The 14,617-nt window shown below is 34.8% G+C and carries 12 protein-coding genes; 6 read left to right on the top strand and 6 right to left on the bottom strand.

The genetic code is table 11. From position 1 onward, the window contains the following. The first annotated feature begins 241 nt into the window (after positions 1 to 241). From V5J73_RS14025 to V5J73_RS14010, 4 genes are all read left to right on the top strand, one after another. Positions 242 to 3,049, top strand: a complete 2,808-nt coding sequence (locus tag V5J73_RS14025; protein ID WP_338646593.1) for a TonB-dependent receptor domain-containing protein — start codon at positions 242 to 244, stop codon at positions 3,047 to 3,049. Positions 3,050 to 3,078: 29 nt separating this feature from the next. Beyond that, the gene (locus tag V5J73_RS14020) at positions 3,079 to 4,632 is read left to right on the top strand and encodes a G-D-S-L family lipolytic protein (protein ID WP_338646591.1); all 1,554 of its coding nucleotides are present in this window, start codon (positions 3,079 to 3,081) and stop codon (positions 4,630 to 4,632) included. 255 nt (positions 4,633 to 4,887) lie between these two features. After that, positions 4,888 to 6,399: a F0F1 ATP synthase subunit beta gene (gene atpD, locus V5J73_RS14015; protein WP_035668832.1), complete on the top strand. Its 1,512-nt coding sequence runs from the start codon at positions 4,888 to 4,890 to the stop codon at positions 6,397 to 6,399. Positions 6,400 to 6,479: 80 nt separating this feature from the next. Next, entirely contained in the window at positions 6,480 to 6,761 is a 282-nt protein-coding gene (locus tag V5J73_RS14010) for a FoF1 ATP synthase subunit delta/epsilon (protein ID WP_338646590.1), read from the top strand. 50 nt (positions 6,762 to 6,811) lie between these two features. Here V5J73_RS14010 and V5J73_RS14005 read toward each other — a convergent pair whose 3' ends face one another. From V5J73_RS14005 to V5J73_RS13980, 6 genes are all read right to left on the bottom strand, one after another. Further along, positions 6,812 to 7,354: a GNAT family N-acetyltransferase gene (locus V5J73_RS14005; protein WP_338646589.1), complete on the bottom strand. Its 543-nt coding sequence runs from the start codon at positions 7,352 to 7,354 to the stop codon at positions 6,812 to 6,814. A gap of 93 nt (positions 7,355 to 7,447) precedes the next feature. Further along, positions 7,448 to 7,915: a DoxX family membrane protein gene (locus V5J73_RS14000; protein WP_338646588.1), complete on the bottom strand. Its 468-nt coding sequence runs from the start codon at positions 7,913 to 7,915 to the stop codon at positions 7,448 to 7,450. A 123-nt stretch (positions 7,916 to 8,038) separates the two neighbouring features. Continuing rightward, on the bottom strand, positions 8,039 to 9,595 hold the full coding sequence (locus tag V5J73_RS13995; protein ID WP_338646587.1) for a phosphatase PAP2 family protein: 1,557 nt from the start codon (positions 9,593 to 9,595) through the stop codon (positions 8,039 to 8,041). Beyond that, positions 9,585 to 10,508, bottom strand: a complete 924-nt coding sequence (locus V5J73_RS13990; protein ID WP_338646586.1) for a hypothetical protein — start codon at positions 10,506 to 10,508, stop codon at positions 9,585 to 9,587. Before V5J73_RS13990 ends, V5J73_RS13995 begins: the two co-directional genes overlap by 11 nt. A gap of 81 nt (positions 10,509 to 10,589) precedes the next feature. After that, a complete protein-coding gene (locus V5J73_RS13985; protein WP_338646585.1) occupies positions 10,590 to 11,717 on the bottom strand; it encodes a hypothetical protein in 1,128 nt (375 codons plus the stop codon). Between the two features lie 488 nt (positions 11,718 to 12,205). Then, positions 12,206 to 12,745, bottom strand: coding sequence for a hypothetical protein (locus V5J73_RS13980; protein ID WP_338646584.1), 540 nt, complete (start codon positions 12,743 to 12,745; stop codon positions 12,206 to 12,208). 294 nt (positions 12,746 to 13,039) lie between these two features. Between V5J73_RS13980 and V5J73_RS13975 the strand changes: the two genes are divergently transcribed. Continuing rightward, positions 13,040 to 14,179: an aminotransferase class I/II-fold pyridoxal phosphate-dependent enzyme gene (locus V5J73_RS13975; RefSeq protein WP_338648626.1), complete on the top strand. Its 1,140-nt coding sequence runs from the start codon at positions 13,040 to 13,042 to the stop codon at positions 14,177 to 14,179. A gap of 7 nt (positions 14,180 to 14,186) precedes the next feature. Beyond that, positions 14,187 to 14,597: a DUF2007 domain-containing protein gene (locus V5J73_RS13970; RefSeq protein ID WP_338646583.1), complete on the top strand. Its 411-nt coding sequence runs from the start codon at positions 14,187 to 14,189 to the stop codon at positions 14,595 to 14,597. The last annotated feature ends 20 nt before the right edge of the window (positions 14,598 to 14,617 follow it).

Here is a 14,617-nt window from a genome sequence, read left to right as displayed (position 1 = left end):
ATCACTTTTATCAAATATCTAATAATTAATAATTTTTTTGTGATTAATGTATTTTTTGTATGCATGCATAATGATATTATAGTATTATTACATAATTTTTAACATATAACAATAAAAAATAAATATAGAATAAGAGCTAATGAGGTAGAAAAACTGATAAATATGAATTTTTTTAGTCGCTTTTTTATTAATATCAAAAATATTTGTACTTTGGCATCATAAACCAACAAATTATAACCGAATGAGAGTGTATTTACTTTTTTTGTCATTGTTTTTTTGCAGCCTAACTTTTGCTCAAAATTCAATTTCAGGTATTGTTACAGACAGTAACAACCAACCTATTCCTGGAGCCAACATTAAAATTGTTGGAGATACTTCAGGTACTATTACTGATATCGATGGTTCTTTCGTTTTGCAATCGTCTAGAAAACCACCTTTTACCATTGAGGTTACGAGTGTTGGGTTTACATCTCAAAAAATTAATGTTTCTTCTGCTGGTCAAAAAATTTCTGTAAAGCTTTTAGACGAGGAGAATAAATTGGATGAAATCGTAGTTTCTGCTTCAAGGACTCCTGAGAGAGTTCTGGAGTCGCCAGTTACTATCGAAAGAATGGGAATTGCTGAAATTAAGAAAACAGCTTCTCCTTCTTTTTATGATGGATTGGAAAACTTAAAAGAAGTTCAAATGAATACTTCAAGTATGTCATTTAAATCTATAAATACGCGTGGATTTGCATCTGTTGCAAATACTCGTTTTATGCAATTGGTTGATGGTATGGATAATTCATCACCATTGTTAAACTTTGTTTTGGGGAATTTAATTGGAGTGTCTGAAATTGATGTACAAAGTGTTGAATTACTGCCTGGAGCTTCGTCAGCTTTATATGGTGCTAATGCATTCAATGGTATTTTATTTATGTCTAGTAGAAGTCCTTTTACAAGTCAAGGAATAACCGCTTATGCAAAATTTGGACAGACTACTCAAAAAGCAGCGGGTACTAATGATTATATTGATTATGGTGTGCGTATGGCAAAAGCATTTAACAAGTATGTTGCAGGTAAAGTTAACTTTACATACATGAGGGGTACAGAATGGCATGCTGTAAATTATGATGATAAAACGCGTGAAGGTATAGATAGAAATTCAATAGATTATGATGGTATTAATATTTATGGTGATGAAGTTGCTACTAATATAAAAGGTGTTGGTTCTGCTTTAGCGGCACAAAATTTAATACCGGCTTCTGCTGTTAATTTATTGCCTAATACGAATGTTAGCAGAACGGGATACAATGAAGTAGATTTGACAGACAATAAGGTTTCTAATACCAAAATCGATGCCTCATTGCATATACGTCCATTTGGAGATGAGAGATTAGAAGTAATTGTGCAAAGTAAATTTGGCTTTGGTAATACCGTATATCAAGGTGCTAATCGTTATTACTTGAATAATTTCTTTATGCAACAACATAAAATTGAATTCAAAGGTAAAAACTTCTTTTTAAGAGGATACACTACAACTGAAGATGGTGGTCAATCGTATGATATGTTGTTTACAGGTATTAATGTGAATAGAAAATGGAAAAGTGATGCTACTTGGTTCGGTCAATATGCAGGAGCCTATGTACAATCTACTTTAGGAGGCTTTACTCCGGAGCAATCTCATGCTCGCGCTAGAGCTACGGCAGATACTGGAAGGTTTTTGCCAGGTTCCCCTGAGTTTAAAAATGCATTCAATCAAGTGGTTAATGATCCAAGTGTTTTGACAGGTTCTAAATTAGTTGATAATTCAAGAATTTATCACTCTGATGGAAATTACAATTTTAAAGATTTGATCAAGTTTGCTGAAATCCAAGTTGGAGGTTCATACAGACAATATGAGTTGAATTCATTTGGTCGTATTTATACTGATGCAGATGGTCCAATTCGTTATGATGAATACGGAGCTTATACGCAGGTGATGAAGAAAATGATGGATGATCGTTTAAAGTTTACGGGATCTATTCGTTATGATAAAGCACAAAATTTTAAAGGAAATATTTCTCCGAGAATCTCTTTGGTGTATTCTGGAGGTCAAAATAAAAATCATAATTTCAGAGGCTCTTTCCAGACTGGTTTCAGAAACCCTTCTACTCAAGATCAATATATTGGATTCAATGTTGGAAGTGCTATTTTGTTAGGTTCCGCACCGGATAACTTAACACGATTTGTAGAAACATTGCCAATTGCTACGGCTGTCGGTCAAGCCTTTGCAGGAGGAAATACAGTAACTATTAATGGGACAAATGCTTATAATAATTCTTATACTGCTACTTCAGTTAGAGCTTTTGCAGCAGCGGCGAACCCTGCTTTATTGCAGAAAACTAACGTAGATTTAGTGAAACCAGAAGAGGTAAAGGCCATTGAATTAGGATACCGTTCTTTTATAAATAAAACATCTATCGATATCAATGGATATTATAACGTTTATAATAATTTTATTGGTAATCTAAATGTAGTTACTCCTTTGTATGGTTCTGCTATAGATGGTGGTGGATTGGCAAATCCTCAAGGGTTACAAGCGCTACATGCTTTGCAAAACGGTAATACGAGGGCTTTTCAATTGTATACTAATACTCCTTTGGAGATTGAATCACTAGGTTTTGGAGTTGGTTTGTCTAGAAAGGTTTACAAAGACTTTGAAATAGGAGCAAATTACAATTATGCTGAATTTAATTTTGATCAATCAAAAGATGCAAGTTTTGAAGCTGGTTTCAATACGCCAAAACACCGTGTAAAAGCATCTATTGGTAATGAAAAATTATTTCCGAATTTTGGATTTAATGTAAGTGGTAGATGGAATAGTGAATACTTGTGGCAGTCTTCTTTTGCTGATGGAACAATAGAATCGGCTACAGTTATAGACGTACAATTAAACTATAATTTCCCTTCTTTGAAATCAACTTTAAAAATAGGTGCTTCAAATATTGGAGGTAAAGAATATGGTCAAGTATTAGGAGCAGGTCTTATTGGACAACAATACTTTGCTTCTTGGACAATCAACCCGTAAGGAATCATTCATATTAAAATAGAATAACAATGATAAAAAATTTCAAATGGTTACTTTTTGCTTCATTAGCATTTGTAGCGTGTAATAATGAAGACGAAGTAGTAGTAGATGCAAATTCATCTGACGGACAACCTTTAACTGCAGGTACTGCAGTTGTAACTAAGTATGTAGCTTTAGGGGATTCCTACGCTGCTGGATTTAGTGATAATGCTTTGTTTAGATTAGGCCAAGAAGGTTCTTATGCTAATATCATTTCACAGCAATTTGCTTTGGCTGGAGGCGGAGAATTTAAAACGCCTTTTATGGCTGATAATGTTGGTGGACTTTTACTAGGTGGAAACGTAATCCTTGGTCAACGTTTGTTTTTTAATGGAACTGCTCCAGTTCCTGTTTCAGGAAGGCCCTCAACAGAGGTGACTACTAAATTAACAGGTCCGTTTAATAATATGGGGGTTCCCGGTGCTAAAAGTTATCATTTAGTAGCTCCAGGTTATGGCAATGTTGCAGGAGTTGCGACAGGTCAAGCTAATCCTTATTTTGCAAGATTTGCCTCAACAGCTTCAACAACAGTTTTGGCTGATGCGGTTGCGCAAGCTCCTACTTTCTTTTCGTTATGGATAGGTGGGAATGATATTTTAGGTTATGCAACCTCTGGAGGTTCAGGTGTAAATAGAACTGGGAATTTAAATCCAGCTACTTATGCAAGTAATGATATTACAGATCCAACTGTTTTTGCTAGTGCATACACAAACATAGTAAATGCAATGACGGCAAATGGTGCAAAAGGTGTTGTGGCTAATTTGCCTTACGTAACAGCGTTGCCTTATTTTACCACAGTTCCTTATAATCCGCTAACAATTTCTGTTTTGGGTGGTGGTAATGTAGCTGTCGGTCAGGGTACTGTGACGGCTTTAAATGCTCAGTTGTATGGGCCTTTAAAACAAGCGTTAACGGCTTTTGGTGCTGGTGATAGAATTAATTTAATGTCTGCTACAGTGGCTAATCCATTGTTGATAGTTGATGAAAGTTTGCCTAATTTGTCGGCTCAATTGACAGCTGCTTTTACGCCGACCCTAGGAGTAGCTACTGCAACTTTTTACGGTCAGGTTTTTGGACAAGCTAGACAAGCTACAAAAGATGATTTAGTTGTATTAGTAGCTCAAACGGTTATTGGTTCAGCACCAACAGGTATTCCAGCGCCCTTAGATAAATTTGGCATAACGTATCCTATGCAAGATAAGGATGTGTTAACTAAAGCTGAAATTGCCGAAGTAAAAGTAGCTACTGATGCTTACAATACAACTATTAAGGCGGTTGCTGATGCAAAAGGATTAGCTTTTGTAGAGTTGAAAGGTGTAACTGATCAATTGGCAAGTGGTGGCATAACGTATAATGGCTATACTACTACTTCTGCTTTTGTAACAGGAGGGATGTTTTCTCTAGATGGAGTTCATCCAAGCCCAAGAGGATACGCTATTATTGCAAACTTATTTACAGATGCTATAAATGCGAAGTATGGGTCTAACTTCAAAAATATAAATGTTGGCTTGTATCGTATTTTGTATCCAGCAACTATTCAATAATTATAATTTTATTTTTTTATAAAAACCATCCGTTTTTTGACGTGATGGTTTTTTATTTTTGAGGATATTGCTATCTTTTGTCTGTTTCTAAGTCATTTCACCATTATCGATTAAAAATATCCTTTTTTTATAAAAAAATAATTGATTTTATATTTTAAAAAATTATCTTTGCGCTCTGAAAAAAGCATTTAATCGATACGATTCGGTTGGTACTATTTCATAAACCTAAATAGCTATTTAATAAATACATAAGTAATGTCAAAAGTAATAGGAAAAGTTGCCCAAATCATTGGACCAGTAGTTGATGTAGTTTTCAACGGTAAGGATGTTGAACTTCCGAAAATTTATGATTCGTTAGAAATCACAAAAAAAGATGGTACTTTATTAGTACTTGAAGTGCAATCTCACATTGGTGAAAACACAGTACGTACCATTTCGATGGACTCAACAGATGGTTTGAGTAGAGGTTATGAAGTAGTTGGAACAGGAAACCCTATCCAAATGCCAATTGGTGCCGATGTTTACGGTCGTCTATTCAACGTAATTGGAGATGCAATTGACGGTTTAGGTAATTTACCAAAAACAGGAGAAAACGGAATGTCTATTCACAGACAAGCACCAAAATTCGAAGATTTATCTACTTCTTCTGAAGTTTTATTCACAGGTATTAAAGTAATCGATTTAATTGAGCCTTACTCAAAAGGGGGTAAAATTGGATTGTTCGGTGGTGCTGGAGTTGGTAAAACAGTATTGATTCAGGAGTTGATTAACAATATTGCAAAAGGTCACGGTGGACTTTCAGTATTCGCAGGAGTAGGAGAAAGAACACGTGAAGGTAATGACTTACTTCGTGAGATGTTAGAGTCAGGAATTATAAAATACGGTGATGAATTTATGCACTCTATGGAAAATGGAGGATGGGATTTATCTAAAGTTGACATGCCAGGAATGAGAGAGTCTAAAGCTACTTTCGTTTTCGGACAAATGAATGAGCCTCCAGGAGCTCGTGCTCGTGTAGCACTTTCTGGATTATCTATTGCAGAATATTTCCGTGATGGAGCAGGAACTGATCAAGGTAAAGATGTATTGTTCTTCGTGGATAATATCTTCCGTTTTACACAAGCAGGTTCTGAGGTTTCGGCACTTTTAGGTCGTATGCCATCTGCGGTAGGATACCAACCAACATTGGCTACTGAAATGGGTGCGATGCAAGAGCGTATTACTTCAACAAACAAAGGTTCTATTACATCTGTACAAGCGGTTTACGTTCCTGCAGATGATTTAACTGACCCGGCTCCGGCTACAACTTTTGCTCACTTAGATGCAACAACAGTATTATCTCGTAAAATTGCTGAGTTAGGTATTTATCCTGCGGTTGATCCATTGGATTCAACTTCAAGAATTCTTACTCCTCAAATTTTAGGTGATGAGCACTATGACTGTGCGCAAAGAGTAAAAGAAATTTTACAAAAATACAAACAATTACAAGATATCATCGCGATACTTGGTATGGAAGAATTATCAGAAGATGATAAATTAGCCGTTTCAAGAGCGCGTCGTGTACAACGTTTCTTATCTCAACCTTTCCACGTAGCTGAGCAGTTTACAGGATTAAAAGGGGTGTTAGTTGATATTAAAGATACTATCAAAGGATTTAATATGATTATTGACGGTGAATTAGATCACTTGCCAGAATCGGCTTTCAACCTTAAAGGTACTATTGAAGAAGCTATCGAAGCTGGAGAAAAAATGTTAGCGGAAGCTTAAAATTAGTTTAAAAGTTTAAAGTTTAAGGTTCACTCGTAACTTTAAACTTCTAAACTTTAAACTTTAAACTAAAAAGAAATATGTTATTAGAAATAGTATCACCCGAAGCAAAATTATTTTCAGCAGAAGTAACTTCAGTTACATTGCCAGGAGTTGATGGAAGCTTTCAGATTTTGAATAACCACGCGCCAATCGTTTCTATTTTAGGAAAAGGTGTTGTGAAAATTACAGCTTCTAATTTTGCTTTCGCAAAAGAAGTGGCGAGTAAATTCACGAAGCTAGATGCTCAAAATTATTCGCTGGCTATCAATTCAGGAACAATTGAAATGAAAGACAATAAAGTTATTATTTTAGCAGATTAAAGTAATAACTACAATACAAAATGAAAGCCTAACGTAATGTTAGGCTTTTTTTATGTCCAATCCCAAAGCATGATATTCCAAACAATCCCATCTTCTTGATAAGTGTCAATTATTTTGAATCCAATGGCTTCGTGTGCTTGCATGGAACGAAGGTTTATAGTAGCAACTTCAGTGATTAAATAATCAAATTCATGGTGCAGTTCCTCTTTGTAAAAATGATAAAGTCCTCGGAATATCCCCTGTTTTCTGTAGTTTTTATCTACGCAAATTTGCCCCATTACAACATAGGTGTTGTCTTTAGGTACTAATTCATCGATTCTTTCAAACATTGGAATAAGAACCTCAATTTCGTTCCTAAAGCTAGAAAGCATTACCAATGCAAAACCTACTACGATATCATTGTCTTTGGAAACAATGTGAGCGCAGGCAGAATTCATTTGTTCTAATAACGCTACGGAGTGTTGTACAGTAACAAATCCTTCTTGAAGTTTTTCTTCAGAACTTATATTCTGTGAGCTATTTTGTAATTGTAGTGTTCTGATTTGTTCCAGTTCGTCTAGAGTTGACGCTCTTTTATAAAGTATAGCTTTCATTTGATTATATTGATCACTGATTAATGAATGGTATTTTACTATCTGTAATTATAAAATTAAGGAATCTTTGATTGATTGAAATGGATTAAGATTTTATTTTTCGCTTAATTCCAAATTCATTTCGGTATAATATTTTTCATTGTATTTCCCTGCAACCACAAGAGCTCCAGAAATCAGAATCAGATTTTTGATAATGTATTGTCCAGCCAAAGTAGGACAGTAAGGAAAAGCATCAAAACAGATGGTTTTTAGAATAAAAATAGGGAAAAATGTAGCTGCCATATGCATTAACAACAATACAATGGTATAAGGAATGAGCCGTTTTATAAGTAAACCAAGACCTATAAGTACTTCGCAAATACCAAGAATTGGAATGAATATTTCAGGTTCAAACCAATAAACGGTTTGTTCTACTAATTCGCCGGCGGGACTCATGCCGAAAATTTTTAAAGCACCAAACCAAATGTAAACAACAGCGAGAGAAATCCGCATGATATTGATGCTGTGTTGCTCCATCTTGTGACTAAATCTAAAATATAAGCCTTCAAATAGTATTTTCATAATATAGTAGTTTTAGTTTTTTATAAAAAAGCCTAACAGGTTTCCAACGTCTGTTAGGCTTGAGCTGATAAAGAATTTTTAAAACAAACCATTAAAACAAAGTATCAACTTAATTATTTTATGTTATTCGGCACCATCAGTAAGGGCTCTTGCTACAGCAAAACCACCTACTTTTTCGCCTAATTCAAGTCCTTTTTCACAATCGCTTCTGTAGTGAATGCATCCAAACATTCTAGAATTTGACGCTTCTGTTGCCATGGCTTCATATGCTGCTTTTTTGGTTGGAATTATGTGCGATAAAACCGTACAAGCTGCACCGCTAAAAGTAGAGTGTCCTGATACATAGGAAGGGAAATTTGGAGTTCCTGTCAATGTTTTTATTGACGGATCTACTTGTGACGGTCTTGGATTAAAGTACGTATATTTAGCATCCCAACAGCTGATAGCAGCATCCATCATAGCAATATTTAATAAAGCAAGATTTCTTGCCCATCGTACTTCGCTATAATTTTGTGCTACAAACGAGTCTGAGGCAATTGCATTCCAGTGTCCGGGTGGCGTATAAGTTCCCACACCATCAGCCCAAAAAGTAACGATTTGCATGTTCTTTTTGGTGGCATTTTTCCCATAGCTTTTTACTTCAGCTAATTCTTTTGCAAATTGTTCTGATTTTGTAGAAGGCGGTGGAGCTGGGCGACTGGCAACAACCATTTCTGGAGTCATTAAAAATGATTTTACTTTTCCAAATAATGGTAGCATAGGTGGTCTTACGGGTAATTCCAAAGATTTCCATGGTGTTTCTCCAGTGGCAGCAGTTTGACTTTCCAGTTGAGTCCAAAGCGCTTGATTGCCTATAGCTGCTCCAGTTCCATCAGAAGCCGCTCTGGCGATAAATTTGCCTGCAATTTTTCTGCCTAAAATAATTCCTGCATCAACATCACTTCGAACATTGGCACCACTGATAATGCGATATAATTTTTGTTCCTCTGCCTTTTCTTGTATGTAAGCGATTTCTGTTGGGAACAATAATTTTAATAATTCAACCGTAACTCCTGCTAAAACAGCATCTTCAGATGGATATGATGGTAAGGTGCTTTTTGGAATTAAAACCGGTAAAGTAGCATCAACTGTAAAAGGTGCAGCTCTATTATATAGTTTTTTATAATGCCAAGTTGCAATCATCGCATCGTATTGTGCCGCACTTACATAAGCATAAGCTCTGGCTGCATATGGAGGATTTGAAAAAGGAAATTCAGGATTCGAAAATGGATTTGCCGCAGATGGTGCAGGATAAGTTCCGTCTTCATTTTGATATGGCGGACGATTGTGTCTTGCCACTAATGTTCGCATGATTTCATTCCAACGTAAAACACCTCCAGCACTCCAGTATTTTATTTTTTTTTTCTGCTCTGGCGTTATGCTTGCCTGATAGCTTTTTATTTCGTTAATTTCTCTTGTAAATGCAGCTGCGGTAGTTGCGATTGGTGCATCCAAAGAGAATTCATCCGGTGTAGTCAATAGGAATGTTTTCCAAGTTCCCGCTAATTCGTCTGTATTTGCTGGATTTAATTGAGGAAATTGTTCGTTGCGTTCTGTTAACTCATCACTACAAGAATAGTTCAACGTAAGAAACAAAACCAAAAGACTGTTATAGACTATTTTTTGTATTTTATTTTTCATTTTCTTGAGTTGTTTTTTTTAAATTAAGGATATAAAATAAACCACCATAAAAGGTATTTGATTGTCCAATATTTCTGCCCTCTGTAACAAAATTGCATCCTCCAATAATAGATAATGCCGGTATTTTCTTGAGTGTATATTTACTGTTCACGCCTACTTTTAACGCATTCATAGTGTTGCTTGGAAAAGGCATATTGTTTGTTGTAATGTCAAATCCTCCAGATTGTGTAACCCAGTTGTCCAGTATAGCTTCGGCAATTAACCTATTCGAGCGATATCCTACTCTAAAGTTTACCGAAATAACGTCAGGCATGTCAACTTCATTAGTGTAGTGCATTTCGTTTGTGTAATAGGAGTCTCTCTCAATAGTAATATTGGCTCTTTTTACATACGCTCCAGATAGCGTGGTGAAAAAATGACCTCTTTGATAATCACCCATCAATCGTAAAGACGCTGTCTTGCTTTTTAGACCAAGACTTAAAGGCAAATAATCAGCTGAATAATCAGAAACCGGAGCCGAAAGACCTCCTAAAGCATATAAAGAGTAGGTGGCTTTTCCAATTGTTTTTTCAAAAGGCATGTATTTTATTGTTAACGATAGATCTTGTAATCCTTTTTGACCTTCCATTGTTCCTGCAGAAGCTTTTGTTTCTACATAAGGAAGACTGAAAATGATATTCAATTTATCAGAAACACCATAGTTTCCATTTAAGGTAACTGATTTTGTAGTAACAGTACCCAGATTAAGATTTTCTCTTTTAAATGTTCCTTCCCAATATTCGTCCCAACTGCTATGTTGGTATACAGCTCCAAAACAAAAATTGTTTTTGCTCATCATAATGCCGTCAATCTCAGTTTGAGCATTTATAAACAAAGGTGCCAACAGCAGGCAACTCAGATAAATTTTTTTCATCAAAAAAATGGTTTTTGGTTAATGGTTTGGTGTTTTATTGTTTCAAAATATATTGTTTATATTTTGCTACTACAACTAATATTAAAATCTGGTCGATATACCAATGTTAATGGTATAATCAGCAAATGCTGCATCACCTTGAACATGAGTACCTGTTGTTACAGAATTTTCTTTGTCGGTTACACTTTGCGTACGGTTGCGAACCACTGCAAACGGTACTGATGCAAACAGGATAACTTTTTTATATTCATAGTTTACGGAAGGTTCTACAGACCAGATGTATCCCGGACGACGGAAGTCTCCGCTTCCACCAACAAGGTCATAAACGGGAATCCCTTCTAATCGAGCACCAGCAGCTACAGACAAACCTTTTACTTGATTGACAGCATAATTAAAACCAGCTCTAAACATGTATTGATCTGGCACACTCATAATCGCTTCGTTAGCAAGTCGTGATGCTAGTGTTTCTCTGTAGGTTCTCGTTCCGTTTTGTTCACGTGGATTTATCAAATAATAGAAATTACCGTAAACTCCAAAGTTTTCTATGAAGTTGTAAAAGGTGTTTACTTCAAATGTAAATCCGGTACCGCCGTCTCCTAACTGGATAGATTGATCTACAGGACGCAACTCTTTTGTTCCGTTTGGACCTACATTGTAAAAATAATCTTTGTAGTTATAATCACCGGTTGGTAATTTTATCCCTAATCCTAGTTGTATGTTTCCTTTGGTGCTTTTTGCCGGGTCTAAAATCCATCTATAAGCTGCAAATCTAATATCGCCAATACCAAATGAACTTGTTGAATTTCGTTCTCTTTTTACATAAGTGCCGTTTACCAAGCCATGTTCGTACAACGAAGAGCGAACATTGTTTGAAATAGGAAGATCGACCATAACGGACCAACGGTTATTTAATATTCTGGTGAGTGAAAGATTGAAAACGGAGGTGTAATTGATAACTTCTGTTTTTTGCACTAATCTGTCTTTGTTTTCCTCTGTTCCAGAAAAGTGTCTGAATGATCTAAAATAGCGTCCGCTACTGGCAAATTGCCATCCAGAAACGTTAGTGCTGTCAGCATGAATCGACATGCAACTTGTCGCATTACCTTTGATAGCGACACATCCTTGTGCTGATATGTTTTGGGTGTTAAAAGCAATTGTGAGGAATAGGATAAAAATACAAACGGATTGTATAACGGATAAATTTTTCAAGTTTTTGGTTTTTTAGAATGGTTAATTGTATAAAAAGGTTAACAACAACTTCTTCCTAAAAGAAGGTCGGTGTTAAAAATAATAATGGTTGTTTGATTGTTAGTGTCGCTTAAAAACAAGATTTACTGTTGGCTTTCGCCAAATAATTTCTTTGGATTTACAAGGCGAAATGGATAGATTAAAGGTTGTCTTTGAAATAAAGAACTGTTTTATAAATCCATTTTTGAATTTGTAAATCAATCTAAGTCATGATTCTGAAAGCTAGTTGTACAAAATATACCAGAATAGAAATGCAAAATAGGCCTATGAAATCATTCAAAAAAAGATGAATTCAGAAAATACAAAAGACTATTTTGCATTTTTAACGGGCATAATTTCTATTAAAAGAATGTAATAAATGTACAGCTTTAGCCAAAAGCAATCGTGAAGTATCTTGGTTTTACAAATGCCAGATAAAAGCGAATGATTCCACTAAAAAGAAAGAAGATTTAAACGAAATCGGGTGGTGAATACGATACTGAAATGTATCCGGAATCTAACGCCTGGTTTGGCGTAATAATAGATTGAGTTGAATTTAGGACTGTTTCTAGAGAAAAATCCATGCAAACAGCATTATTTGGAATATAATCTTTAATAAAAGACTTCATGAGTTTTTTCATTGGAGATTCTTTTGAGGAAGATCCATTGAATAACTGATTGTCAACAATATCTTTTAAATCTTGACTGATTGCATCTTGATGTGAATTGCGCAGGTAGTATAGACTTAGTATGTTGTTTTGAATTCTTTTCTTGAATATGTGATAACTTTTATTGTTGATCACTACATCTTCATTTACATACTCAAAATCGGTGTCTTCGATAAAGGAGTATAAGGTGGCATTTAATTGGATTACTTGAAACTCTGAATCGTGTTTTTTCTCCATAGAAGATACCCACGCTTGCTCTTCTTGATAAGCAAACATTAGGTAGTATCCCATCACGTTGTAAAACAACGATACTATTAAAAAAAGTGATGCAATTCGTTTCATATTCGTCGAAAGTAAAAAACAATTGCACAGCTTAACACCTTCAATATTAATTTTAAGTTTTTTTTAACATAAATTTATGAAAATTTCAAATCGAAACCGTTTTCGTAAAAATTTGTATGTTTTCTTTTCAGTCCTGTTTTTAAATTGTTAATTTTTAAAGAATCATATTTTGTAAATACTGAAAAATGATGCTGAATTAAAATTACAGTTTTAAAAATCTTTAATTTGAGCAAATCCGTAAACAAAAATGATCCAAAATTCATAAACCAAAAAAGATGCTTATTTTTGTTGACTATGAAACATTTTCCAGAAAATCTATCCGTTAAACTTGAAATTCGAAAGCAGCATAACGCATTACGAAAATTACCGCTATCTATTAAAAGCATTGATTTTTCTTCTAATGATTATTTGGGTTTCTCTAAGTCAGAAATTATTTTTGAGGAGACACATCAGTATTTAATTGATAATTCCATAATTCAAAACGGAGCAACTGGTTCCCGATTATTATCAGGAAATCATAAATTGTATCAAGAAACAGAAGCTTTTATTGCTGGTTTTCATGAAGCAGAAACAGCATTAATTTTCAATTCGGGTTACGATGCCAATGTTGGTTTTTTTAGTTCTGTTCCACAAAAAGGAGATTTGATTCTGTATGATGAATTGTGTCATGCTTCTATTCGCGACGGAATTCAACTATCGAATGCTAAAGCGTATAAATTCAACCATAATGATTTTGAAGATTTAGAAAAGTTAATTTTACGCAATCCGAACAACACTATTTATATCGTTACCGAATCTGTTTTTTCGATGGATGGTGATTGTCCAAATCTAGAAGAATTGGTTTCGGTTTCAACTAAGCATCAGTGTTATCTTGTTGTTGATGAAGCGCATGCTTTGGGCGTTTTTGGTTCAACAGGCGAAGGATTTGTTCAAATGCTGGGACTGCAAGATAACGTTTTTGCCCGCATCATGACTTTCGGTAAAGGATTGGGTAGTCATGGAGCCGTCATTTTAGGTTCGGTTGAATTGAAGGATTATTTAGTGAATTTTGCGCGAAGTTTTATTTATACCACAGGGCTTTCGCCACATTCCGTTGCTACGATTTTGATTGCTTACCAGCAATTAAAAAAAGATTCGGTTTCAATTTTAAAATTAAGAGAAAACATCATTTATTTCAATCAAGAAAAGAATATGTTGGGCTTAAAACCACTTTTTGTTCGAAGTAAATCAGCGATACAATCTGCAATTATTCCAGGAAATGAAAAAGTAAAAACTATCGCCAACCAACTGCAGGAAAAAGGATTTGATGTGAAAGCGATCCTTTCACCAACTGTTCCAGAAGGCCAGGAACGTTTGCGTTTTTGTTTACACAGTTATAATTCTCATGAGGAAATTTCGGAAATCTTACGATTGTTGAGTACTTTTGTTTTTTAAATAAATTATGGAAGAAAGCACTTTTCAAAAAATAGCGATTTTTCAATATTCCTCTGAGGCAATCATCTTCAAAGGGAAATTAGAATCCGAAGGTGTTGAAGTATTTATGCGCGATAATAATATGGTAGATTCAAATCCATTGTACAGTAATGCTGTTGGAGGTGTCAAGCTTTTTGTTCAAAATAATGATTTTGAAAAAGCGACCGATATTTTTTCAAACATTAGTCAGTATTCATTAGATGATAACGAAAAATTGAGAAAATGTCCAAAATGTGGTGCAGAACAAATAGACATGGTAACTTCTATCAAAGATTTAAGATCATTTTTGGTGTTTCTTTTTTCCGTTTTTTTAATTGCAATGCCATTTTATTCTAAGTATAAATACAAATGTGATAATTGCAAATTTGAATTTAAATAAATTTTTAAAAAATCCGTGAC

The sequence above is a fragment of the Flavobacterium sp. KS-LB2 genome, assembly GCF_036895565.1.
Lineage (GTDB): Bacteria > Bacteroidota > Bacteroidia > Flavobacteriales > Flavobacteriaceae > Flavobacterium.
Note: the sequence above shows the minus strand (reverse complement) of the source record. Positions and strands in the feature narration are given on the sequence as shown.

Excerpts from the sequence above, each read along its gene's own strand:
- V5J73_RS14025 (WP_338646593.1), top strand. The coding sequence starts at position 242 with ATGAGAGTGTATTTACTTTTTTTGTCATTGTTTTTTTGCAGCCTAACT.
- V5J73_RS14020 (WP_338646591.1), top strand. The coding sequence starts at position 3,079 with ATGATAAAAAATTTCAAATGGTTACTTTTTGCTTCATTAGCATTTGTA.
- atpD (WP_035668832.1), top strand. The coding sequence starts at position 4,888 with ATGTCAAAAGTAATAGGAAAAGTTGCCCAAATCATTGGACCAGTAGTT.
- V5J73_RS14010 (WP_338646590.1), top strand. The coding sequence starts at position 6,480 with ATGTTATTAGAAATAGTATCACCCGAAGCAAAATTATTTTCAGCAGAA.
- V5J73_RS14005 (WP_338646589.1), bottom strand. The coding sequence starts at position 7,354 with ATGAAAGCTATACTTTATAAAAGAGCGTCAACTCTAGACGAACTGGAA.
- V5J73_RS14000 (WP_338646588.1), bottom strand. The coding sequence starts at position 7,915 with ATGAAAATACTATTTGAAGGCTTATATTTTAGATTTAGTCACAAGATG.
- V5J73_RS13995 (WP_338646587.1), bottom strand. The coding sequence starts at position 9,595 with ATGAAAAATAAAATACAAAAAATAGTCTATAACAGTCTTTTGGTTTTG.
- V5J73_RS13990 (WP_338646586.1), bottom strand. The coding sequence starts at position 10,508 with ATGAAAAAAATTTATCTGAGTTGCCTGCTGTTGGCACCTTTGTTTATA.
- V5J73_RS13980 (WP_338646584.1), bottom strand. The coding sequence starts at position 12,745 with ATGAAACGAATTGCATCACTTTTTTTAATAGTATCGTTGTTTTACAAC.
- V5J73_RS13975 (WP_338648626.1), top strand. The coding sequence starts at position 13,040 with ATGAAACATTTTCCAGAAAATCTATCCGTTAAACTTGAAATTCGAAAG.
- V5J73_RS13970 (WP_338646583.1), top strand. The coding sequence starts at position 14,187 with ATGGAAGAAAGCACTTTTCAAAAAATAGCGATTTTTCAATATTCCTCT.